This window comes from Pseudomonas sp. EMN2 (assembly GCF_009650555.1).
Classification (GTDB): domain Bacteria; phylum Pseudomonadota; class Gammaproteobacteria; order Pseudomonadales; family Pseudomonadaceae; genus Aquipseudomonas; species Aquipseudomonas sichuanensis.
Genome location: NZ_VZZR01000034.1, coordinates 143,720 through 166,728, shown reverse-complemented (window position 1 = coordinate 166,728; position 23,009 = coordinate 143,720). Strand labels below are relative to the sequence as shown.

Below are 23,009 nucleotides of genomic sequence, written 5' to 3'. Positions count from 1 at the left end.
GGCACAAATTATGCCAAGTCATTGCTGACCAGGCAGTCGACTTCCGAGGAGCAGTTGTGATGGAAATCCGCACGCCAAACCGCCTGCCTTTCCATCGCTGGGCGGTTTTCCCGGTACTGCTGGCTCAATTTGTTGTACTGCTGCTGGCAACATTGGTGTTGTGGCAGTGGAAAGGGGGAGTCAGTGGATATTCAGGCCTCTGTGGGGGACTGATTGCCTGGCTGCCCAATATGTATTTCGCCTGGAAGGCTTTTCGCTTCAGCGGAGCCCGAGCGGCGCAGGCCATCGTCAAGTCGTTTTACGCTGGCGAGGCAGGCAAGATGATTTTGACGGCAGTGCTGTTTGCACTGACCTTCGCAGGAGTGAAGCCATTGGCGCCGTTGGCAGTATTCGGCGTCTTCGTGCTGACCCTTATGGTCAGCTGGTTCGCGCCCCTGCTGATGAATAAAAGACTTTCGAGACCTTAGGGCGTTTGAGGCAACCATGGCAGAAGAAACCGCTTCGGGTTATATCCAGCACCACTTGCAGAACCTGACCTACGGTCAACTACCAGACGGCAGCTGGGGCTTGGCCCATTCGGCTGCAGAAGCCAAGGCAATGGGCTTCTGGGCGTTCCACCTGGACACCCTGGGCTGGTCCGTTGCGATGGGTCTGATCTTCCTGATCATCTTCCGCATGGCGGCCAAGAAGGCGACTTCCGGCCAGCCTGGCGGCCTGCAGAACTTCGTCGAAGTACTGGTGGACTTCGTCAATGGCAGCGTGAAGGACTCCTTCCACGGCCGCAGCGCGGTGATCGCCCCGCTGGCGCTGACCATCTTCGTCTGGGTGTTCCTGATGAACGCCATCGACCTGGTACCGGTCGACTGGTTGCCGTGGGCTGCACAGAAGCTGTCCGGCAACGAGCACATCTTCTTCCGCGCCGTGCCGACCACTGACCCGAATGCGACCCTGGCCATGGCCTTCAGCGTGTTCGCCCTGATCATCTTCTACAGCATCAAGGTCAAGGGCCTCGGCGGCTTCATCGGCGAGCTGACCCTGCACCCGTTCGGCAGCAAGAACATCTTCGTGAAGATCCTGCTGATCCCGGTGAACTTCCTGCTCGAATTCGTCACCCTGATCGCCAAGCCGATCTCGCTGGCACTGCGTCTGTTCGGCAACATGTACGCCGGCGAACTGGTGTTCATCCTGATCGCGGTGATGTTCGGTTCCGGCCTGCTGTGGCTGTCCGGCCTGGGTGTGGTGCTGCAATGGGCGTGGGCGGTGTTCCACATCCTGATCATCACCCTGCAAGCCTTCATCTTCATGATGCTGACCATCGTCTACCTGTCGATGGCGCACGAAGATAACCATTAAGACCGCCTGGCGTGTCTGATAGCCTTCCCCGCCCGTTTGGGGGGAGGGCTTAAAAAGTCCGCAAGGGCATGCTGTACCAAACGATTTGTTTTACCGCTTCAAACTAAAAACCTAACCAATACGACGTAAAAGTCGGGAGGAAAGATGGAAACTGTAGTTGGTCTGACCGCTATCGCTGTTGCTCTGCTGATCGGCCTGGGTGCTCTGGGTACCGCCATTGGTTTCGGCCTGCTGGGCGGCAAGTTCCTGGAAGGCGCTGCTCGCCAGCCAGAAATGGTTCCAATGCTGCAGGTCAAAATGTTCATCGTTGCCGGTCTGCTCGACGCCGTAACCATGATCGGTGTTGGTATCGCTCTGTTCTTCACCTTCGCGAATCCCTTCGTTGGTCAGATCGCCGGCTAATCACTCGTTTTTACGAGTTGATTGCTGTGATGGACAAAGACCGAGCGAGGTGTTGGCGTGAACATTAATGCAACCCTGATTGGCCAAACCGTTGCTTTCTTCATTTTCGTAGCTTTCTGCATGAAGTACGTATGGCCTCCGGTCATCACTGCCCTGCAAGAGCGTCAAAAGAAGATCGCCGACGGCTTGGACGCTGCCAACCGCGCAGCTCGCGACCTGGAGCTGGCCCAAGAGAAAGCGGGTCAGCAACTGCGTGAAGCGAAGGCACAGGCAGCTGAAATCATTGAGCAAAGCAAGAAACGCGCTGCTCAGCTTGTAGACGAAGCCCGTGAACAGGCTCGCGTCGAAGCTGACCGTGTGAAGGCCCAGGCTCTAGCCGAGATCGAACAGGAAATTAACAGCGTCAAAGACGCCCTGCGTGCCCAAGTGGGTGCCCTGGCTGTTGGCGGTGCTGAAAAGATCCTTGGCGCCACAATCGATCAAAACGCGCATGCGGAGCTGGTTAACAAACTGGCCGCTGAAATTTAAGCGAGGGCGATCATGGCAGAACTGACCACGTTGGCCCGACCTTACGCTAAGGCTGCCTTCGAGCACGCCCAGGCCCATCAGCAACTGGCCAATTGGTCAGCCATGCTCGGCCTGGCTGCTGCGGTGTCGCAAGACGACACCATGCAGCGCCTGCTCAAGGCCCCGCAACTGACTAGCGCAAACAAGGCCGCCGCATTCATCGAAGTGTGCGGTGACAAGTTCGACACTCAGGCACAGAATTTCATTCATGTTGCCGCGGAAAACGACCGTCTCCTGCTTCTGCCGGAGATTGCCGCTCTGTTCGACCTGTACAAGGCCGAGCAAGAGAAATCCGTGGACGTGGAAGTCACCAGTGCTTTTGCGTTGAACCAAGAACAGCAAGACAAACTCGCCAAGGTTCTCAGTGCACGGCTCAGCCGGGAAGTGCGCCTGCACGCGACGGAGGATGCCAGCCTGATCGGCGGCGTCGTTATCCGCGCCGGCGACCTGGTAATCGATGGCTCGGTTCGCGGCAAGATCGCGAAACTGGCCGAAGCATTGAAATCTTGAGTTTGAAGGGGCAGCAGAGCAATGCAGCAACTCAATCCTTCCGAAATTAGTGAAATCATCAAGGGTCGCATCGAGAAACTCGATGTCGGCTCCCAAGCCCGTAACGAAGGTACCGTCGTTTCGGTATCCGACGGTATCGTGCGGATCCACGGTCTGGCCGACGTCATGTACGGCGAAATGATCGAGTTCCCTGGCAGCGTCTTCGGCATGGCACTGAACCTGGAGCAAGACTCCGTAGGTGCGGTGATCCTGGGTGCCTATGACACCCTCGCCGAAGGCATGAGCGCCAAGTGCACCGGCCGCATCCTGGAAGTTCCGGTTGGTAAGGAACTGCTGGGCCGCGTCGTTGACGCACTGGGTAACCCAATCGACGGTAAAGGTCCTCTGGGCAACACCCAGACCGACGCGGTCGAGAAAGTGGCCCCGGGCGTGATCTGGCGTAAGTCGGTAGACCAGCCTGTACAGACTGGCTACAAGTCCGTCGACGCCATGATCCCTGTCGGCCGTGGCCAGCGCGAGCTGATCATCGGTGACCGCCAGATCGGCAAGACCGCCATGGCCATCGACGCCATCATCAACCAGAAAGACTCCGGTATTTTCTGCGTTTATGTTGCAGTCGGCCAAAAGCGTTCCACCGTTGCCAACATCGTTCGCAAGCTGGAAGAAGCCGGCGCCCTGGCCAACACCATCGTGGTCGTTGCCAGTGCTTCGGAATCCGCCGCACTGCAGTTCCTGGCGCCATACGCCGGCTGCACCATGGGCGAGTTCTTCCGTGACCGCGGTGAAGACGCCCTGATCGTCTACGATGACCTGTCCAAACAGGCCGTTGCCTACCGTCAGATCTCCCTGCTGCTGCGCCGTCCACCAGGACGTGAAGCGTATCCAGGCGACGTGTTCTATCTCCACTCCCGTCTGCTGGAGCGTGCATCGCGCGTTTCGGAAGAGTACGTCGAGAAGTTCACCAACGGCGCAGTCACCGGCAAAACCGGTTCCCTGACCGCTCTGCCGATCATCGAAACCCAGGCTGGCGACGTTTCCGCGTTCGTTCCGACCAACGTGATCTCGATCACCGACGGTCAGATCTTCCTGGAATCGGCCATGTTCAACTCGGGCATCCGCCCTGCAGTTAACGCCGGTGTTTCGGTATCCCGCGTAGGTGGTGCCGCTCAGACCAAGATCATCAAGAAGCTGTCCGGTGGTATCCGTACCGCTCTGGCTCAGTACCGTGAACTGGCTGCATTCGCCCAGTTCGCTTCCGATCTGGACGAAGCGACCCGCAAGCAGCTGGAGCATGGTCAGCGCGTAACCGAGCTGATGAAGCAGAAGCAGTACGCGCCAATGTCGATCGCCGACATGGCCCTGTCGCTGTACGCCGCTGAGCGTGGTTTCCTGACTGACGTAGAAGTCTCCAAGGTCGGCAGCTTCGAGCAAGCGCTGATCGCCTTCTTCAACCGTGATCACGCCGAACTGATGGCCAAGATCAACGTGAAGGGTGACTTCAACGACGAAATCGACGCTGGCATGAAAGCCGGTATCGAGAAGTTCAAGGCCACCCAGACCTGGTAAGCCGCAGCGGGGGCTCCGGCCCCCGCTTGCTAACCTGATAGGTGATACATGGCAGGCGCAAAAGAGATTCGCAGTAAGATTGCGAGCATCAAAAGCACGCAAAAAATTACCAGCGCCATGGAGAAAGTGGCGGTAAGCAAGATGCGCAAGGCACAAATGCGCATGGCTGCTAGCCGTCCTTACGCGGAGCGTATCCGCCAGGTGATCGGTCATCTGGCCAACGCCAACCCGGAATACCGCCACCCGTTCATGATCGAGCGCCCTGTAAAGCGCGTTGGTTATGTCGTGGTGTCGAGTGACCGTGGTCTGTGCGGTGGCTTGAATACCAACCTGTTCAAGGCCCTGGTCAAGGACATGAGCGTAAACCGCGAACAGGGCGTTGAAATCGACCTGTGCGTGATCGGCAGCAAGGGTGCGACTTTCTTCCGCATCTTTGGCGGCAACGTCGTAGCCGCGATCAGCCACCTGGGCGAAGAGCCATCGATCAACGATCTGATCGGCTCCGTCAAAGTGATGCTGGACGCCTACCTGGACGGCCGTATCGATCGCCTTTCGGTGGTTTCGAACAAGTTCATCAATACCATGACCCAAAAGCCGACGGTCGAGCAATTGGTACCGTTGGTGGCAACCCCGGATCAGGATCTCAAGCATCACTGGGATTACCTGTACGAACCCGACGCAAAAGAGCTGCTGGACGGCTTGATGGTGCGTTACGTGGAGTCGCAGGTATACCAGGCGGTGGTCGAGAACAACGCTGCTGAACAAGCGGCCCGGATGATCGCCATGAAGAACGCCACAGACAACGCCGGTGATTTGATCAAAGAGCTGCAGTTGATCTACAACAAGGCGCGTCAGGCTGCGATCACCCAGGAGATCTCGGAAATCGTCGGCGGCGCTGCCGCGGTTTAACGGTTCAAATATTCAGAGGATCCAGCTATGAGTAGCGGACGTATCGTTCAAATCATCGGCGCCGTCATCGACGTGGAATTCCCACGTGACGTCGTGCCGAGTGTTTACAACGCGCTGAAAGTACAAGGCGCGGAAACCACCCTGGAAGTTCAGCAGCAGCTGGGCGACGGCGTGGTTCGTACCATTGCGATGGGCTCGACCGAAGGCCTGAAGCGCGGTCTGGATGTCGTCGACACCGGCGCTGCCATTTCCGTTCCAGTTGGTAAGGCCACTCTGGGCCGTATCATGGACGTTCTGGGCAACCCGATCGACGAAGCCGGCCCGATCGGCGAAGAAGAGCGTCGCGGTATCCACCAGCCAGCGCCTTCGTTCGCTGACCAGGCAGGCGGCAACGACCTGCTGGAAACCGGCATCAAGGTTATCGACCTGGTTTGCCCGTTTGCCAAGGGTGGTAAGGTTGGTCTGTTCGGTGGTGCCGGTGTCGGCAAGACCGTAAACATGATGGAACTGATCCGTAACATCGCCATGGAACACAGCGGTTACTCCGTGTTCGCTGGTGTGGGTGAGCGTACTCGTGAGGGTAACGACTTCTACCACGAGATGAAGGATTCCAACGTTCTCGACAAGGTAGCGCTGGTCTACGGTCAGATGAACGAGCCACCAGGAAACCGTCTGCGCGTAGCGCTGACCGGCCTGACCATGGCTGAGAAGTTCCGTGACGAAGGTAACGACGTTCTGCTGTTCGTCGACAACATCTATCGTTACACCCTGGCCGGTACCGAAGTATCCGCACTGCTGGGCCGTATGCCTTCGGCAGTAGGTTACCAGCCGACCCTGGCTGAAGAGATGGGCGTGCTGCAAGAGCGCATCACTTCGACCAAAGAAGGTTCGATCACCTCCGTACAGGCCGTATACGTACCTGCGGACGACCTGACCGACCCGTCGCCAGCGACCACCTTCGCCCACTTGGACGCCACCGTCGTTCTGTCCCGTGACATCGCCTCCCTGGGTATCTACCCAGCGGTCGACCCACTGGACTCGACTTCGCGCCAGCTGGACCCGAACGTGATCGGCAACGAGCACTACGAGACCGCTCGTGGCGTTCAGTATGTTCTGCAGCGCTACAAAGAGCTGAAAGACATCATCGCGATCCTGGGTATGGACGAACTGTCCGAAGCCGACAAGCAACTGGTTGCCCGCGCTCGTAAGATCCAGCGCTTCCTGTCGCAGCCGTTCTTCGTGGCTGAAGTCTTTACCGGCTCGCCAGGCAAGTACGTTTCGCTCAAGGACACCATCGCTGGCTTCAGCGGCATCCTCAAAGGTGACTACGACCACCTGCCAGAACAAGCGTTCTACATGGTCGGCAGCATCGACGAAGCGATCGAGAAAGCCAAGAAACTGTAATCCCGGCGCCCCGCAAGGGGCGCTAATCAGGTTGAGGCAAGCAGATGGCTATGACAGTCCATTGCGACATCGTCAGCGCGGAAGGAGAGATCTTCTCCGGCCTGGTCGAGATGGTAGTAGCGCACGGTAACCTGGGTGATCTTGGTATCGCTCCGGGCCACGCGCCGCTGATCACCAATCTCAAGCCTGGTCCGATCACGCTGACCAAGCAGGGTGGCACTCAAGAGGTGTTCTACATCTCCGGTGGCTTCCTCGAAGTGCAGCCGAACATGGTCAAGGTTCTTGCCGACACCGTGCAGCGCGCTGCCGACCTGGACGAAGCTCAGGCTCAGGAAGCCCTCAAGGCTGCCGAGAACGCGCTGAACACCAAAGGCTCGGACTTCGACTACGGCGCTGCTGCCGCACGTCTGGCCGAGGCCGCAGCTCAGCTGCGTACTGTCCAGCAAATGCGCAAAGGCAAGTAATCTGGCTTTGGCCAGTCACTTCCGCTGCGATTGAGTTAAAGGGTAGCCTCGGCTACCCTTTTTCTTTTTCAAGAATTTAGTCCCCGGTCATTTCCCTGACCGCCCAGGATTGGTAGCCAGTCAATGTCCCTCGATATCGTCATTCTCGCCGCAGGCCAAGGCACCCGTATGCGCTCGGCACTGCCCAAGGTGCTGCACCCGGTTGCCGGCAACTCCATGCTCGGCCATGTTATCCACAGCGCTCGCCAACTGCAGCCCACGGGCATCCACGTGGTCATTGGCCACGGTGCGGAGCTGGTGCGTGAACGCCTGGCCGCGGACGACCTGAACTTCGTCATGCAGGACAAGCAACTGGGCACTGGCCACGCTGTCGCCCAGGCCCTGCCGGCAGTCACCGCCGATACCGTGTTGGTGCTCTACGGCGATGTGCCGCTGATCGAGGTGGATACCCTGCAGCGCCTGCTGGCCAAGGTCAGCGCCAGCCAGTTGGGCCTGTTGACAGTCAACCTCGCCGACCCGACCGGCTATGGCCGCATCGTGCGTAACGAGCAAGGCGAGGTCACCGCAATCGTCGAGCACAAGGATGCCAGCGAAGCGCAGAAGGCGATCAAAGAGGGCAACACCGGTATCCTCGCCATGCCGGCGGCGCGCCTGGCCGACTGGATGGGCCGCCTGTCCAACAACAACGCCCAGGGCGAGTACTACCTCACCGACGTGATCGCCATGGCCGTGGCCGATGGCCTGGTGGTCGCCACCGAGCAGCCCCACGACCCGATGGAAGTGCAGGGTGCCAACGACCGCCGCCAGCTGTCGGAGCTTGAGCGTCACTATCAACTGCGCGCAGGCCAGCGCCTGATGGCTCAGGGCGTCACCCTGCGCGACCCGGCACGTTTCGATGTGCGTGGCGAGGTGACTGTCGGGCGCGATGTGCTGATCGATATCAACGTCATCCTCGAGGGCAAAGTGGTCATCGAGGACAACGTGCAGATCGGCCCCAACTGCGTGATCAAGGACAGCACCCTGCGCAAGGGCGTGGTGGTCAAGGCCAACAGCCATCTTGACGGTGCCGTGATGGGCGAAGGCAGCGATGCCGGCCCGTTCGCCCGCCTGCGCCCAGGCAGCGTGCTGGAGGCCAAGGCCCATGTGGGTAACTTCGTCGAGCTGAAGAACGCCCACCTGGGCGAAGGTGCCAAGGCTGGCCACCTGACTTACCTGGGCGATGCCGAGATCGGCGCGCGTACCAACATCGGCGCGGGCACCATCACCTGCAACTACGACGGCGCCAACAAGTTCCGCACTGTAATGGGCGAGGACGTGTTCATCGGCTCCAACAACTCCCTGGTGGCGCCTGTGGAAATCCAGGCCGGTGCCACCACTGCCGCAGGCTCGACCATCACCCAGACGGTCCCGGCCGGCCAGTTGGGCGTGGCGCGTGCACGGCAACGCAACATCGAAGGCTGGAAACGGCCAGAGAAGATCAAGAAGAGCTGAGTTATCCACAGCTGCTTTGCTGAAGGCCGACTTATGTGAATAAGTCGGCTTTTTTGTCGGTGCTTGACTAAACATCGATCTTGGGTTTTGATTGCGCCACTTAACTTTCGAATCGAAACTTAAAACGGCCATGTCGAAACGAAACACCCCCCAGCGTCGCCACAATATCCTGGCTTTGCTCGCCGAGCAGGGCGAGGTGAGCGTCGATGCCCTGGCCAAACGTTTCGAAACCTCGGAAGTGACCATCCGCAAGGACCTCGCTGCCCTGGAAGCCAATGGCCTGCTGTTGCGTCGTTACGGTGGCGCCGTGACCATGCCCCAGGAGCTGCTGGCGGATACGGTACAGCCGGTGTCGCAGTACAAGCAGGCCATTGCCCGGGCCGCAGTCGAACGCATCCGTGAGCACGCGCGCATCATCATCGACAGCGGCAGCACCACCGCGGCGATGATTCCCCAGCTCGGGCGCCAGCCTGGCCTGGTGGTGATGACCAACTCGCTCAACGTGGCCCGCGCCATCAGCGAGCAGGAACACGAGCCGGTGCTGCTGATGACCGGCGGCACCTGGGACCCGCATTCGGAGTCGTTCCAGGGCCAGGTGGCCGAGCAGGTTCTACGCTCATACGATTTCGACCAGCTGTTCATCGGCGCCGACGGCATCGATCTGGAACGTGGCACCACCACCTTCAACGAACTGCTGGGCCTGAGCCGGGTCATGGCCGAAGTGGCCCGCGAGGTGATCGTGATGGTCGAGTCGGACAAGGTCGGCCGCAAGATCCCCAACCTGGAGCTGCCCTGGAGCAGCGTCAATACCCTTATTACCGATGATCGCCTGCCCGTTGAGGCACGCGACCGCATTCAAGCCCGCGGCATCAATCTGATCTGCGCCGCTATCAGCTAGGAGCAACAACTTATGTGTGGAATCGTTGGTGCCGTTGCCGAGCGCAATATCACAGCAATCCTCATCGAGGGCCTCAAGCGCCTTGAGTACCGTGGTTACGACAGTGCCGGCCTGGCCGTCTACAGCCAGCAGGGCGGCCTCGAGCGTCGCCGCCGTATCGGCAAGGTCAGCGAGCTCCAGGCCGCCGTCAGCGCCGAACCGCTGGCCGGGCAGCTCGGTATCGCCCACACCCGTTGGGCCACCCACGGAGCGCCGACCGAAGGCAACGCCCACCCGCACTTCTCTGGCCATGACGTGGCCGTGGTGCACAACGGCATCATCGAAAACCACGAAGCCCTGCGCGAAGAGCTCAAGCAACTGGGTTACGTGTTCACCTCGCAAACCGACACCGAGGTGATCGTTCACCTGATCCACCACCTGCTCAAGACCATCCCGGACCTGACCGACGCCCTCAAGGCTGCGGTCAAACGCCTGCATGGCGCCTATGGCCTGGCCGTGATCAGCGCCAGCCAACCCGACCGCCTGGTCGCTGCCCGCAGCGGCAGCCCGCTGGTGATCGGCCTGGGCCTTGGCGAGAACTTCCTGGCGTCCGACCAGCTGGCCCTGCGCCAGGTCACCGACCGCTTCATGTACCTGGAAGAAGGCGATATCGCCGAGATCCGCCGTGACCAGGTCCAGATCTGGGACCAGGCCGGCCAGCCGGTCGAGCGCGAGACGGTGCAGTACCACGAAGGCGCCGAAGCGGCAGAGAAGGGCAACTATCGCCACTTCATGCTCAAGGAGATCCACGAGCAACCGACCGTGGTACAGCGCACCCTCGAAGGCCGTCTGGCCAAGGACCACGTGATGGTCCAGGCGTTCGGCCCCCAGGCAGCCGAGCTGTTCGCCAAGGTGCGCAACGTGCAGATCGTCGCCTGTGGTACCAGCTACCACGCGGGGATGGTCGCCCGTTACTGGCTCGAAGAGCTGGCCGGCATTCCCTGCCAGGTGGAAGTGGCCAGCGAGTTCCGCTACCGCAAGGTGGTAGTGCAGCAGGACACCCTGTTCGTCTCCATCTCGCAGTCCGGCGAAACCGCCGATACCCTGGCCGCCCTGCGCAATGCCAAGGAATTGGGCTTCCTCGGTAGCCTGGCGATCTGCAACAAGGGCATCAGCTCGCTGGTGCGCGAATCCGACCTGACCCTGCTGACCCTGGCCGGCCCGGAAATCGGCGTCGCCTCCACCAAGGCCTTCACCACCCAGCTGGTGTCGCTGATGCTGTTGACCTTGGCCCTGGGCCAAGTACGTGGCACGTTGGCTGACGGTGTGGAAGCCGAACTGGTGGAAGAGCTGCGCCGCCTGCCGGCCCGCCTGAGCGAAGCCCTGGCGATGGACGGCGTGGTGGAGAAGATCGCCGAGCTGTTCGCCGACAAGCACCACACCCTGTTCCTCGGCCGTGGCGCACAGTACCCGGTAGCCATGGAAGGTGCGTTGAAGCTCAAGGAAATTTCCTATATCCACGCCGAAGCCTACCCGGCCGGTGAGCTCAAGCACGGCCCCTTGGCGCTGGTCGACAACGACATGCCGGTGGTCACTGTGGCGCCGAACAACGAGCTGCTGGAAAAGCTCAAGTCCAACCTGCAGGAGGTGCGCGCCCGTGGCGGCGAGCTGGTGGTGTTCGCTGACGAGAACGCCGGCATGAGCAATGGCGAGGGCACCCACGTGATCAAGGTGCCGCACATCGCCGACGCCCTGGCGCCGATCCTCTACACCATCCCGCTGCAACTGCTGTCGTACTACGTTGCCGTGCTCAAGGGCACCGACGTCGACCAGCCACGCAACCTGGCCAAGTCGGTGACGGTGGAGTAACAGGCAGACTCTGCGCTAATGCCAGTCAGTTAACGTTTCATCGCCACTAATGGGGCTGCTGCACAGCCCTTCGCGGGTAAACCCGCTCCCACAGGTTTCGCGCCAGCTTGAGGCTTTGCGCAATCCTGTGGGAGCGGGTTTACCCGCGAAGGGCCGCAAAGCGGCCCCATTTGTCTTTTCCGGGACCGCGTTTTCGAATCCCACGACTTACGTGAAGTCCATCGCACGTCCGTCGACAAGGAAGTTTCCTACAGCATGCGTCTGGCATGGATCAATGTTTTCACACAGCGTTTGCCCTAACGTCGCGACTCCCCAGTCATCAAGGACGACAACAAATGCAGACTCTGGAACGAAAGCACGATATCCAGCCACTCGACGGCGCCGAACTGACCCTGCTGGTCAACGGCCTGCCAGCGGTGGCCAGCGCCGGAGAGACTGTCCTCAGCGTGCTCAATGCCATTGGCCTGCGCCAGCTGGCGCGCAATGACCACGACCAGCTCAGCGGCGCCTTTTGCGGCATGGGTGTATGTCACTGCTGCCTGGTGCAGATCGACGGGCGGCCCAAGCGTCGGGCGTGTCAGACGGTGGTCAAGCCGGGCATGCAGATCGAGACCGAAGTAAACCGCGTACAAGGGGAGGCCCGCTCATGAGCCTTCGTCCTGTGATCGTGGGTGGCGGCTCGGCCGGCATGGGCGCGGCCATCGAGCTGGCGGAACACGATGTGAATTGCCTGCTGTTCGATGAAGCCTCGCGCCCCGGCGGCGTGGTCTACCGTGGCCCGTTGCGTGCCGGCGTAGACCTCGGTTACCTCGGCCCTCGCTACGCCAAGGCCCTGAACACCCTGCACGAGGATTTCGCCGCCAACGCCAGCCATATCGACCTGCGCCTGAACCACCGCGTGGTGGGCGGCGATGACCAGCGCCTGATGGTGCTCGATGCCGACGAACAACTGCACGAGATCGACTATTCCCACCTGCTGCTGGCCGCCGGCTGCCATGAGCGCAATGTGCCGTTCCCCGGCTGGACCCTGCCGGGGGTGATCCTTCTGGGCGGGCTGCAACTGCAGATCAAGAGCGGCGTGGTCAAGCCGCTGGGCAGCACCCTGATCGCCGGTACCGGGCCGTTGCTGCCTTTGGTTGCGTGCCAGCTGCATGCCGCCGGGGCCAAGGTCAGCGGAGTCTATGAAGCCTGCGCGTTCAACCGCATCGCCAAGGAAAGCCTGGCGCTGATGAACAAGCCGCAGCTGTTCCTCGATGGCCTGAGCATGCTCGCCTACATGAAGCTCAATGGCATCCCCATGCACTACGGTTGGGGCGTGGTGGCGGCCACGGGCGAGGATGAGCTGCGCGAGGTCAGCGTCGCGCCCTATACCCAGGACTGGAAGCCGGACATGACCCGCGTGCAGCGCGAGACGGTGCAAACGCTGGCAGTGGGCTACGGCTTCATCCCACGCACCCAGCTCAGCCAGCAACTGGGCCTGGAACACGGTTTCAGCGAAGACGGCTATCTGCGCGCGGTGTGCAACGTGTGGCAGCAGAGCAGCCGCCCGAACACCCACCTGGCGGGTGACATGGCCGGTATCCGTGGCGGTGAGGCGGCAATGCTGACCGGGCGTATCGCCGCGGTGTCGATGCTCCTGCAGATGGGCAAGCTCGATGCCGAACAAGCCATCGAACGGCGCGAGCTGTACCTGGGCAAGCTCGCCGCGATCAAGCGCTTCCGCGCAGGTGTGGAGCGCTTCACCGCACGGGGGGCGGCGCAGGTCGAACTGCCCCAGGCCGACACGGTGATCTGCCGTTGCGAACACGTCACCCGCGAGCAGATCGACCTGGCGCTGGAACAGGGCGTGCAGGACATGGCCAGCCTGAAGATGCGCACCCGGGTGAGCATGGGCGACTGCCAGGGGCGCATGTGCGTCGGTTACTGCAGCGATCGCCTGCGCAGCGCCACCGGGCGCCAGGATGTCGGCTGGCTGCGGCCACGCTTCCCGGTGGACCCGATCCCGTTTTCCGCATTCGCACACCTCGGCACGGAGGCCTGAGCATGGCCAAGCACTACGACATCATCATCGCCGGTGGCGGCGTGATCGGCGCGTCCTGCGCCTACCAGCTGTCCAAACGCAGCAACCTGAAAATCGCCCTGATCGACAGCAAGCGCCCGGGCAACGCCACGCGCGCATCGGCGGGTGGCCTGTGGGCCATCGGCGAATCGGTGGGGCTGGGTTGCGGGGTGATCTTCTTTCGCATGATGTCCTCGCGCAGCAAGCGCGAGGCCAATGGCGCGGCGGTGGTGGTCGACTCCAGTACCCCGCATATCCTGCCGCCGTGCTTCTTCGACTTCGCCCTGCAGTCCAACGCGATTTATCCACAGCTGCACCGTGAGCTGATCGAGCGCCACGGCATGGACTTCAAGTTCGAGCGCACCGGGCTCAAGTACATCATCCAGGATGACGAGGACCAGCTGTACGCCGAGCATATCGTCAAGCAGATCCCCCATCTGGCCGACCAGGTGCGCTGGCTCGACCGCGACGCACTGCGGGCTTCGGAGCCGGCGGTAACGCAGCAGGCCAATGGCGCGCTGGAGTTCCTCTGCGATCACCAGGTCAGCCCGTTCCGCCTGGGCGACGCGTTCCTGGAGGCGGCGCGGCAGAACGGTGTCGACCTGTACCCCAACGTGAATGTCACCGGGGTGCTGCATCAAGGCTCGCGGATCAAGGGCGTGCGCACTGCCGAAGCCGGCGAGTTCCACTGCCACACACTGATCAACGCCGCGGGCGCCTGGGCTGCCGAGCTGAGCGAGTGGGCGACGGGCCTGAGCATTCCGGTCAAGCCGGTAAAGGGCCAGATCGTGTTGACCGAACGCCTGCCCAAGCTGTTGGACGGCTGCATCACCACCAGCGATTGCTACATGGCGCAGAAGGACAATGGCGAGATCCTGATCGGCAGTACCACTGAAGAGAAAGGCTTCGATGTCAGCAACACCTTCCCGGAGATCAGCGGGCTGGTGCAGGGGGCCATCCGTTGCGTGCCGGAGCTGGCGCAGGTGAATCTCAAGCGCACCTGGGCCGGGCTACGTCCGGGGTCGCCGGATGAGCTGCCGATCCTGGGGCCTGTGGATAATGTCGAGGGGTACTTCAATGCCTGTGGACACTTCCGCACCGGGATCCTCACGTCGGCGATCACCGGGGTGTTGCTGGACAAGGTTGTCCACAACGAGCAGTTGCCGCTGGATATCACGCCGTTCCTGGCGTCGCGGTTTAGGGATGGTGTGGACCAGAAGCTGGCGCACGGCTGAAGGGCGAATGTGGGAGCGGGCTTGCCCCGCGATATCGTCGGCAGGTACAACAATGTTGCCTGGCCTGGCGCAATCGCGGGGCAAGCCCGCTCCCACAGGGGCGAACGATCGACCTGCCGATCAGATCTGCATCGCCATCCCATCCACATTCATCGCCGCCTGGCGCAGGGCCTCGGAGCGGGTCGGGTGTGGGTGGCAGGTGAGGGCGATGTCTTCGGCCGAGGCCGAGAACTCCATGGCCACGCAGAACTCGCCGATCATTTCGCTGACGCTCGGGCCGACCAGGTGCACACCCAGCACCTCGTCGGTGTTGGCGTCGGCGAGCACCTTGGCGAAGCCTTCGGTCTCATGGTTGATCTTGGCGCGGCTGTTGGCGGTGAAGGGGAACTTGCCGACCTTGTAGGCACGGCCTTCGGCCTTGAGCTGCTCTTCGGTCTTGCCCACCGTGGCCATCTCCGGGCGGGTGTAGATGACGCCCGGGATCAGGTTGTAATTGACCTCGTGCGGCTTGCCGTGGATGCGTTCGATGCAGGCCACGGCTTCGTCTTCGGCCTTGTGCGCCAGCATCGGGCCGGAGGTGACGTCGCCGATCACCCAGATGCCCGGGACCGAGCTGCGGTGATGGTCGTTGACCAGCATGCCGCGCTTGTCGGTCTCCAGGCCCACGCTCTCCAGGTTCAGGCCCTGGGTGTACGGGCGACGGCCGATGGCCACCAGCACATAGTCGGCTTGCAGGGTTTCGGCGGCGCCACCGGCGGCGGGCTCCAGGGTGAGGCTGACGCCATCGGCCGATGGCGTGGCCTGGGTGACCTTGCTGCCCAGCTTGAATGTCATGCCTTGCTTGGCCAGGGCCTTCTGCAAGGTCTTCGCGGTTTCCGCATCGGTGCCTGGGCAGATGCGGTCCAGGTACTCGATGACCGTCACCTGCGCGCCGAGGCGGCGCCACACCGAACCCAGCTCCAGGCCGATCACGCCGGCGCCGATCACGATCAGGTGCTTGGGCACCTGGGGCAGGGAGAGGGCGCCGGTGGAGTCGATGATGCGCTGGTTGTCGATGGTCACGCCCGGCAGCGGGGTCGGTTCGGAGCCGGTGGCGATGACGATGTCCTTGGCCTGCAAGGTGGTTTCGCTGCCGTCCTCGGCCTTGACCACGACCTTGCCGACGCCGTCCAGGCGGCCCCAGCCCTTGACCCAGTCGACCTTGTTCTTGCGGAACAGGTACTCGATGCCCTTGGTCAGGCCGGTCACGCTTTCGTCCTTCTGTTTCATCATCTGCGCCAGGTTCAGGCTCGGCTTGACCTCGATGCCCAGGTGCGCAAACTCGTCACCGCTGGCCGCCTCGAACAGCTCGGAGGCGTGCAGCAATGCCTTGGAGGGCATGCAACCGACGTTCAGGCAGGTGCCGCCGAGGGTCGAACGGCCTTCCACGCAGGCCACGCTCATGCCCAGCTGGCCGGCCCGGATCGCTGCGTTGTAGCCGCCGGGGCCGCCGCCGATGATCACCACGTCATAGGATTTCATGGGTTAGTTACTCCAAGGGTGAGGAAGCGAAGAGGGGCATAAGGTTAGTCTGAGTGCGAAGGATTGTATACAATCTGCTGCGTTAGCCGTGCCAGATAGTTCTAGACCATGGTCGCGGTTAACGGAAACTTCGTACGAATGAACTACCCTCATGCGGTGGCGTCCGACTTGATAAGACGTGGCGTTCCGAATCCGTGAAAGGGAGGGTCATGAATGCTTGCGCAACTTCCACCCGTTTTGCAGAGCCTGGACATACCGTTGCGCGTCAAGCTGTGGGACGGCAACCAGTTCGATCTGGGGCCCAGCCCGCAGGTCACCATCGTGGTCAAGGACCCCCAGCTGATCGCCCAGTTGACCCACCCGAACCTGGAAGCGCTGGGTTCGGCTTTCGTCGAAGGCAAGCTGGAGCTCGAAGGCGATATCGGTGAAGTGATCCGGGTGTGTGACGAGCTCAGCCAGACGCTGCTCAAGGACGAGGACGACGTGCTGCCGCAGCGCACCTCCCACGACAAGAGCACCGACGCCGAAGCCATCTCCTACCACTACGACCTGTCCAATGCGTTCTACCAGCTGTGGCTGGACCCGGACATGGTCTATTCCTGTGCCTATTTCAAAGAGCCCGACAACACCCTGGCCCAGGCCCAGCAGGACAAGTTCGATCATCTGTGCCGCAAGTTGCGCCTGCAGGGCGGTGACTACCTGCTGGACGTCGGTTGCGGTTGGGGCGGGCTGGCGCGTTTTGCCGCCCGTGAGTATGGCGCCAAGGTGTACGGCATCACCTTGAGCAAAGAGCAACTGAAACTGGGCCGGCAGCGGGTCAAGGAGGAGGGGCTGGCCGACAAGGTCGACCTGCACATTCTCGATTACCGTGACCTGCCCGAGGATGGCCGCTTCGACAAGGTGGTCAGCGTCGGCATGTTCGAGCACGTGGGCCACGCCAACCTCGAACTCTATTGCCGCAAGCTGTTCAGTGCGGTGCGCGAGGGCGGGCTGGTGATGAATCACGGCATCACCGCCAAGCATGTGGACGGCCGCCCGGTGGGTCGTGGCGCGGGCGAGTTCATCGACCGCTACGTGTTCCCCCACGGCGAGTTGCCGCACATCTCGATGATCAGCGCGCGCATCTGTGAAGCGGGGCTGGAGGTAGTGGACGTGGAGAGCCTGCGCCTGCACTACGCCAAGACCCTCAATCACTGGAGCGAGAACCTCGAGAACCAGTTGCACCGCGCCGCCGCGCTGGTGCCGGAGAAGACCCTGCGGATCTGGCGCCTGTACCTGGCAGGATGCGCCTATGCCTTCAGCAAGGGCTGGATCAACCTGCACCAGATCCTCGCCGTCAAACCTTTCGCCGATGGCCATCACGAGCTGCCGTGGACGCGTGAGGACATCTATCGCTGACGGGCTGCCCGGCGTGCCCCTGTGCGGCACGCCGAGGCGCTACAGGATCGGCGAAATCAAACGCGCGATACGCATCCCCAGTTGCTGCAGGCGATGGGTGTCGCGGCTGTCCTCGGCGGTGATCTCCCTGGCCTGTTCGAAGTCGTTCACCAGCATCTGCTCGACCTGGTCGGCGAAGGCGCGGTCGACGGTGAGCAGGGTGATCTCGAAGTTCAGGCGGAAGGAACGGTTATCCAGGTTGGCGCTGCCAATGGCCGTGACCTCATCATCTACCAACACCACTTTCTGATGCAGGAACCCCGGTTGATAGCGGAACATCCGCACGCCCGCGCGCACCGCCTCGAAGGCGAACAGGCTGGAGGCGGCATAGACGATGCGGTGGTCGGGGCGTGAGGGGATGAGGATGCGCACATCGACGCCGCGCAGCACGGCCAGGCGCAGGGCGGCGAAGATCGCTTCGTCGGGGATGAAATACGGGCTGGTGATCCAGACCCGGCGAGTGGCCGAGTGGATGGCTTCGAGGAAGAACAGCGCGCAGGTTTCCTGGGGGTCGGCCGGGCCGCTGGCCAGGGCCTGGCACAGCACGCCATCTTCAGGGTAGGTGTCCGGCAGGATCAGCGGCGGCAGCTGGCGCGTGGCCCAGTACCAATCCTCGGCGAACGACTCCTGCAGGCAGGCCAGTACCGGGCCGCTGATCTGCACGTGGGTGTCGCGCCACGGCGACAGGCGCGGGTGCGCGCCGAGGTACTCGTCGCCCACGTTATGCCCACCGAGAAAGCCCAGCAGCCCATCCACCACGACGATCTTGCGGTGGTTGCGAAAGTTGACCTGGAAGCGGTTGAACAAGCCGCGGCGGGTGGCGAAAGCCTGTATCTGCACACCGCCGTCGCGCAGCACCTGGCTGTAGCTGGCCGGCAGCGCGTGGCTGCCGACCCGGTCGTAAAGCACGAAGACCCTTACGCCTTCTGCCGCCTTGCGCAGCAGCAACTGCTGGAGCTCTCGGCCGAGCCCGTCGTCGTGGATGATGAAGAACTGCACCAGTACGGTGTCACGGGCCTGGTCGATGGCGGCAAAGATCGCCTTGAAGGTGGCTTCGCCATCGATCAGCAGCTTCACCTCATTATTGGCCAGGCACGGCATGCGCCCCAGCTTGGGCATGGCGCGCAGGGCCGCATAGCTGTCGGACTCACGCGCGGTCAGGGCTTCCTCCACCCATGGCCGCCAGTTGAGATTGGCCATGGCCACGTGCATCTCCTGGTTGGCCTGACGTCGGGCGTTAATGTAGGCATAGAACGAACGGGCACCGAAGATCAGGTAGGGGATGAGCGCGAAGTAGGGGATGAAGAACAGCGGCATGGCCCAGGCGATCGCACCTTGGGCTGTACGCACGGTGAACACGGCATGCAACGCCGCGATGATGCCGAGCAGATGAATCAGGCCGAGCACGTAACCGAAGAAGTAGGGGCTGTGATAATCCATACGCATCCTGCTTGCCGTGAGCACTGCCTTTAACAGACCACGTTCGTGGGGGTGGCTGCAACCTGCAAGGGAAAATGACGTCTAACGGCACAGTCCGGCCGGAGCCGGTAATTCGAGGAGCTTTCATCCATGAAGATTCGTCTGCCACTGCTTGCCCTGGTCGTGGGCCTGGGTAGCCCGTTGGTTCACGCGCAGATGCTGCAACCCGGCCTGTGGGAGCTGACCACCAGCAACATGCAGGTCGATGGCAAGCCGTTACCCGACATGCAGTTCATGCTCGGCCAGTTGAAGAATCTGCCGCCGGAGCAGCGGGCGATGATGGAAGGCGCCTTGGCCAAGCAAGGGATCAGCGTGGGTGGCAAGGGCGTGCGTTCGTGCCTGACCCCGGAGCAGGTCAAGACCAACGATATCCCGCTGCAAGACCCTCAGTCGGGTTGCACCCAGAAGATCACCGACCGCACCGGCAATGTCTGGAAGTTCCAGTTCAGTTGTCCGAAAGCCCAAGGGCAAGGCCAGGCCACCTTCCTCAGCGACAAGGAGTTCCTGACCAAGGTCAACGGCACCTTCAACGCATCGGGTGTGCAGCAGCAGGGCAGCATGGACACGCGGGCGGTATGGTTGGGCAACGACTGCGGCACCGTCAAACCCCGTACTTGATCACCACCGCCAGCGGCTGACAGCGACGGCGTCGTGGGCATGCAGGCTCTCTGCATGTTCCACGCGCACGCTGAACGCGCTCACCCACGGCAACTGGCGCAACGCCAGGTGCAGGCGCCGCGCGGCGTCCTCACAGAACATCAGGTTCTGCCCGTTGGCCAAAGCGAAGGCCTGTTCGTCGGCACGCTTCACGGCGGTTTGCACGGCTGTTCCTAACGCTTGCTCAGCCTGGTCGATCAACTCAGTCAGTGGCCACGCATCAGCGCCTGGCCGCACCTGCAGCTTGGCCGTGCTCCGTTGGCTGTGAGGTGTGGCGACGATGCCACTGCTGCTGCCCAGCCATTGGCGCACGCTGTCCCGGTCCAGCGGTTGGTTGGCGAAGTCCTGGTCGAACTGCGCCTGGATCAACTGCCTGGCCAGTGCGGCCGAGCAGGGGCAAGTGGAGGAGTAGGGAATATCTACGGATAGTTCCACGTGGAACATTTCATCTTTGAGCTGTGCATCGAGCCGCACCGGGTAGCGTTTCCATCCGGCCAGCGGGCTGATCAACGCCGGGCGTTTGAGCAGATGATCGAACTCCAGCCGCAGGTAGGCGGCCCTGGAAAGGCCCTGGTGGCTGGAGAGAAACTGCTCGAGGGTCTGGCGAATCAGCGGCAGGCTCAAGGGGTGGTGTTCGAGCGCTTCCAGCGCCAGGTACAAGCGCGACATGTGAATGCCACGCGTCGCATCGTCGTCCAGGCTGACCCCTGCGCTGGCATGGGCGTTCAGGCTGTGACCTTCCACCTGCAGCGGCAGGGCGATACCGCACATGCCTACCCAGTCCAGCGGCAGGCTGTGCTGGCTGCTTTGCGTGGCGATGTCGGGCAGGGAAAGGCTAAGGCTGGTCATGAAAGGTGTCCTGAAAAAGTAGGGCTCAACGGCAACCACCGAGCAGGCTGCAGTGCAGATCGAAGCGCTGGCCGCTGGAGCTCGAGACGCGATTGAGGGTGGTCCAGCCGACACGCCGGCTGTAACCGACCCAGGCTTCGCCATCGCTGGCCAGGCCAGTGAAGAAGGTGAGCGCGCCGTAGCGGCTGTTGGTTTGTGCCCACAGCCTCTTGCCCTGCACTTCGTAACCGCGCAGGTAGAAGGTGCTGCCTGCGCTGCGCACGCTGTAGTAGTTGCCCTGGCTGTCCTGGCAGGCCAACAGCGTGGCGCTGCGCGTACACAGCGCCAGGTCGGTGCGGGGCATGGCCAGTAAAGAGGCCGGCAGGGCAATCAGCAGCAACGCGCTGGCGCGGGGCAATTTCATCGATGAGGCACTCCAGGCAACCCTTCGGTCGAGACGGCTTGGCGAAATTGTATTGTTATAATATAACATGACGCAATGCATCGTTTCGAATGCGCCTGCCCGATGAGGTCCGTCATGCCCAACCGTCTTCCTGTCACCGTGCTGTCCGGCTTCCTCGGCGCCGGCAAGAGCACGCTGCTCAATCACGTTTTGCGCAACCGCGATAACCTGCGGGTTGCCGTGATCGTCAACGACATGAGCGAAATCAACATCGACGCCAGCGAGGTGCAGCGCAACGTCAGCCTCAACCGCGCGGAAGAAAAACTGGTGGAGATGAGCAACGGCTGCATCTGCTGCACCCTGCGTGAAGACCTGCTGGAAGAGGTTGCGCGCCTGGCGCGTGAGGGCCGCTTCGATTACCTGTTGATCGAGTCGACCGGGATCTCCGAACCGCTGCCGGTGGCCGAGACCTTCACCTTCCGTGACGAACAAGGCCGCAGCCTGTCGGACATGGCGCGGCTGGACACCATGGTCACCGTGGTCGACGGGCTCAACTTCCTGCGTGACTACCAGGCTGCCGACAGCCTGGCCAGCCGCGGCGAGACCTTGGGTGAAGAGGATGAACGTTCGATCAGCGACCTGCTGATCGAGCAGGTCGAGTTCGCCGATGTGTTGCTGCTGAGCAAGATCGATCTGATCGGCCAGCACGAACGTGAAGAGTTGATCGCCATACTGCGCAGCCTCAATGCCCGGGCGCAGATCGTGCCGATGGTCATGGGCCAGGTGGCGCTGTCGCGCATCCTCGATACAGGCCTGTTCGACTTCGATCAGGCGGCGCAAGCGCCGGGCTGGCTGCAGGAGCTGCGCGGTGAGCACGTACCGGAAACCGAGGAGTACGGCATCGCCGCGACCACCTGGCAGGCCCGTCGGCCGTTTCACCCGCAGCGCTTCTTCGACTTTATCAACACGCCTTGGAGCAATGGGCGGCTGCTGCGCTCAAAAGGGTTTTTCTGGCTGGCCAGCAAGTACCAGGAGGCCGGTAGCTGGTCACAGGCGGGCGGCATGATGCGCCATGGCCTGGCCGGGCGTTGGTGGCGCTTCGTTCCGCGCGAGCAATGGCCGCAAGATGAAGCGGATAGGGCGGCGATCCTCAAGCAATGGTCGGTGGACACCGGTGACTGCCGTCAGGAACTGGTGTTCATTGGCCAGAACATCGACTTTGCGCAGTTATCCACAGCGTTGGACGCCTGCCTGCTGAGCGAGGAAGAAATGGCCTTGGGGCCCATGGCCTGGCTACAGCTGGCAGACCCGTTCGGCCCTTGGATCGAGGAGCAGGCGGCATGAAGCTCGCGGCCCAGGTTGTGGATATCTGCCAGGTCTTCGGGCCGTCACCCAAGGTGATGACGGACGTGCTCAAGGATGGCGTCAACCTGGCCGTCTGGCAGCGCCAGTTGCCGGCCCAGGTCGAGGATTTCTGTGCGCTGGTGCTGAGCCTCGGGCAGACACTGGCGGACGAGCGGGTGATCGATGTCGACGAGCAGCAGCCGCCACAGCTGGCGGGGCTGCTCCGGGAAGCGGCCGATCTGCATGGCTACGAAGGTTTCGTCGCCGATGTGGCTTGGCTGGTGGCGGCTTACACCTGCCTGCTTGGTGCACGGCGCATCGGCTTGCGCCTGCGGGTACTGGATGGCGCGATGTGCCCGCGTTTCCATGTGGATAACGTGCCGGTGCGCCTGCTCACCACCTATGCCGGCAGCGCCAGCCAATGGCTGGAGGAGGGCGCGATAGACCGTTCAAGGTTGCAACTCGATCAACCCGCTGTGGATAACATTCGCCAGCTGGCGGCGGGTGACGTGGCGCTGCTCAAGGGCGAGAAATGGCTTGGCAACGAAGGGGCAGGCCTTATCCACCGCTCGCCGCTGACGGCGCCCGGCGAGCGACGCCTGCTGCTCAGCCTTGACTGGCTGGCCTGACGGGG

Annotated in this window: 23 protein-coding genes; 19 read left to right on the top strand and 4 right to left on the bottom strand. The window is 62.1% G+C overall.

Features of this window, described 5'->3' with window-relative positions; genetic code table 11:
* Window positions 1-59: 59 nt before the first annotated feature.
* The 15 genes from F6X61_RS11935 to hcnC all read left to right on the top strand — a co-directional run bounded on the left by F6X61_RS11935 (window position 60) and on the right by hcnC (window position 14,706).
* Window positions 60-467 (top strand): F0F1 ATP synthase subunit I, encoded by a 408-nt coding sequence (locus F6X61_RS11935; RefSeq protein ID WP_110994051.1) that lies wholly within the window; start codon window positions 60-62, stop codon window positions 465-467.
* A gap of 16 nt (window positions 468-483) precedes the next feature.
* Window positions 484-1,353 carry a F0F1 ATP synthase subunit A gene (gene atpB / locus F6X61_RS11930; protein WP_153786802.1) on the top strand — a complete coding sequence of 290 codons (870 nt, stop codon included), beginning with the start codon at window positions 484-486 and terminating at the stop codon, window positions 1,351-1,353.
* Between the two features lie 144 nt (window positions 1,354-1,497).
* Window positions 1,498-1,755 carry a F0F1 ATP synthase subunit C gene (gene atpE / locus F6X61_RS11925; RefSeq protein WP_003097235.1) on the top strand — a complete coding sequence of 86 codons (258 nt, stop codon included), beginning with the start codon at window positions 1,498-1,500 and terminating at the stop codon, window positions 1,753-1,755.
* 57 nt (window positions 1,756-1,812) lie between these two features.
* Complete coding sequence (locus F6X61_RS11920; protein ID WP_153786801.1) at window positions 1,813-2,283, top strand: F0F1 ATP synthase subunit B; 471 nt, start codon at window positions 1,813-1,815, stop codon at window positions 2,281-2,283.
* Between the two features lie 12 nt (window positions 2,284-2,295).
* Window positions 2,296-2,832 carry a F0F1 ATP synthase subunit delta gene (locus F6X61_RS11915; RefSeq protein ID WP_110994048.1) on the top strand — a complete coding sequence of 179 codons (537 nt, stop codon included), beginning with the start codon at window positions 2,296-2,298 and terminating at the stop codon, window positions 2,830-2,832.
* A gap of 21 nt (window positions 2,833-2,853) precedes the next feature.
* Window positions 2,854-4,398 (top strand): F0F1 ATP synthase subunit alpha, encoded by a 1,545-nt coding sequence (gene atpA / locus F6X61_RS11910; RefSeq protein WP_110994047.1) that lies wholly within the window; start codon window positions 2,854-2,856, stop codon window positions 4,396-4,398.
* Between the two features lie 48 nt (window positions 4,399-4,446).
* The gene (gene atpG, locus F6X61_RS11905; RefSeq protein WP_153786800.1) at window positions 4,447-5,307 is read left to right on the top strand and encodes a F0F1 ATP synthase subunit gamma; all 861 of its coding nucleotides are present in this window, start codon (window positions 4,447-4,449) and stop codon (window positions 5,305-5,307) included.
* Between the two features lie 27 nt (window positions 5,308-5,334).
* Complete coding sequence (gene atpD / locus F6X61_RS11900; protein WP_003253197.1) at window positions 5,335-6,711, top strand: F0F1 ATP synthase subunit beta; 1,377 nt, start codon at window positions 5,335-5,337, stop codon at window positions 6,709-6,711.
* A gap of 44 nt (window positions 6,712-6,755) precedes the next feature.
* A complete protein-coding gene (locus F6X61_RS11895; protein WP_110994045.1) occupies window positions 6,756-7,175 on the top strand; it encodes a F0F1 ATP synthase subunit epsilon in 420 nt (139 codons plus the stop codon).
* Between the two features lie 123 nt (window positions 7,176-7,298).
* Window positions 7,299-8,666, top strand: coding sequence for a bifunctional UDP-N-acetylglucosamine diphosphorylase/glucosamine-1-phosphate N-acetyltransferase GlmU (gene glmU, locus F6X61_RS11890; protein WP_153786799.1), 1,368 nt, complete (start codon window positions 7,299-7,301; stop codon window positions 8,664-8,666).
* Window positions 8,667-8,796: 130 nt separating this feature from the next.
* Window positions 8,797-9,564 (top strand): DeoR/GlpR family DNA-binding transcription regulator, encoded by a 768-nt coding sequence (locus tag F6X61_RS11885; protein WP_153786798.1) that lies wholly within the window; start codon window positions 8,797-8,799, stop codon window positions 9,562-9,564.
* 12 nt (window positions 9,565-9,576) lie between these two features.
* Window positions 9,577-11,412, top strand: a complete 1,836-nt coding sequence (gene glmS / locus F6X61_RS11880; RefSeq protein ID WP_153786797.1) for a glutamine--fructose-6-phosphate transaminase (isomerizing) — start codon at window positions 9,577-9,579, stop codon at window positions 11,410-11,412.
* 335 nt (window positions 11,413-11,747) lie between these two features.
* On the top strand, window positions 11,748-12,062 hold the full coding sequence (gene hcnA / locus F6X61_RS11875; RefSeq protein WP_153786796.1) for a cyanide-forming glycine dehydrogenase subunit HcnA: 315 nt from the start codon (window positions 11,748-11,750) through the stop codon (window positions 12,060-12,062).
* Window positions 12,059-13,453 (top strand): cyanide-forming glycine dehydrogenase subunit HcnB, encoded by a 1,395-nt coding sequence (gene hcnB / locus F6X61_RS11870; protein ID WP_153786795.1) that lies wholly within the window; start codon window positions 12,059-12,061, stop codon window positions 13,451-13,453. The genes hcnA and hcnB overlap by 4 nt, the downstream gene beginning before the upstream one ends.
* Before the next feature lie 2 nt (window positions 13,454-13,455).
* The gene (gene hcnC / locus F6X61_RS11865) at window positions 13,456-14,706 is read left to right on the top strand and encodes a cyanide-forming glycine dehydrogenase subunit HcnC (protein ID WP_153786794.1); all 1,251 of its coding nucleotides are present in this window, start codon (window positions 13,456-13,458) and stop codon (window positions 14,704-14,706) included.
* 120 nt (window positions 14,707-14,826) lie between these two features.
* Here hcnC and lpdA read toward each other — a convergent pair whose 3' ends face one another.
* Window positions 14,827-16,227: a dihydrolipoyl dehydrogenase gene (gene lpdA, locus F6X61_RS11860; RefSeq protein WP_153786793.1), complete on the bottom strand. Its 1,401-nt coding sequence runs from the start codon at window positions 16,225-16,227 to the stop codon at window positions 14,827-14,829.
* 213 nt (window positions 16,228-16,440) lie between these two features.
* Here lpdA and cfaB point away from each other — a divergent pair, with 213 nt between their 5' ends.
* Window positions 16,441-17,625: a C17 cyclopropane fatty acid synthase CfaB gene (cfaB, locus tag F6X61_RS11855; RefSeq protein ID WP_153786792.1), complete on the top strand. Its 1,185-nt coding sequence runs from the start codon at window positions 16,441-16,443 to the stop codon at window positions 17,623-17,625.
* 39 nt (window positions 17,626-17,664) lie between these two features.
* Here the strand turns inward: cfaB and cls are convergent, their stop codons facing one another.
* Entirely contained in the window at window positions 17,665-19,104 is a 1,440-nt protein-coding gene (gene cls, locus F6X61_RS11850; protein WP_153786791.1) for a cardiolipin synthase, read from the bottom strand.
* A 129-nt stretch (window positions 19,105-19,233) separates the two neighbouring features.
* On the opposite strand from cls, the gene F6X61_RS11845 reads away from it, so the two are divergent.
* On the top strand, window positions 19,234-19,761 hold the full coding sequence (locus F6X61_RS11845; protein WP_153786790.1) for a DUF3617 domain-containing protein: 528 nt from the start codon (window positions 19,234-19,236) through the stop codon (window positions 19,759-19,761).
* Here the strand turns inward: F6X61_RS11845 and folE2 are convergent, their stop codons facing one another.
* Complete coding sequence (gene folE2 / locus F6X61_RS11840; RefSeq protein ID WP_153786789.1) at window positions 19,762-20,649, bottom strand: GTP cyclohydrolase FolE2; 888 nt, start codon at window positions 20,647-20,649, stop codon at window positions 19,762-19,764.
* A gap of 25 nt (window positions 20,650-20,674) precedes the next feature.
* Window positions 20,675-21,052: a glutamine synthetase gene (locus tag F6X61_RS11835; protein WP_153786788.1), complete on the bottom strand. Its 378-nt coding sequence runs from the start codon at window positions 21,050-21,052 to the stop codon at window positions 20,675-20,677.
* A 114-nt stretch (window positions 21,053-21,166) separates the two neighbouring features.
* Between F6X61_RS11835 and zigA the strand changes: the two genes are divergently transcribed.
* Together zigA and F6X61_RS11825 are read left to right on the top strand one after the other, a co-directional pair.
* Window positions 21,167-22,375: a zinc metallochaperone GTPase ZigA gene (gene zigA, locus F6X61_RS11830; protein ID WP_153786787.1), complete on the top strand. Its 1,209-nt coding sequence runs from the start codon at window positions 21,167-21,169 to the stop codon at window positions 22,373-22,375.
* The gene (locus F6X61_RS11825; RefSeq protein WP_153786786.1) at window positions 22,372-23,004 is read left to right on the top strand and encodes a DUF1826 domain-containing protein; all 633 of its coding nucleotides are present in this window, start codon (window positions 22,372-22,374) and stop codon (window positions 23,002-23,004) included. Before zigA ends, F6X61_RS11825 begins: the two co-directional genes overlap by 4 nt.
* The last annotated feature ends 5 nt before the right edge of the window (window positions 23,005-23,009 follow it).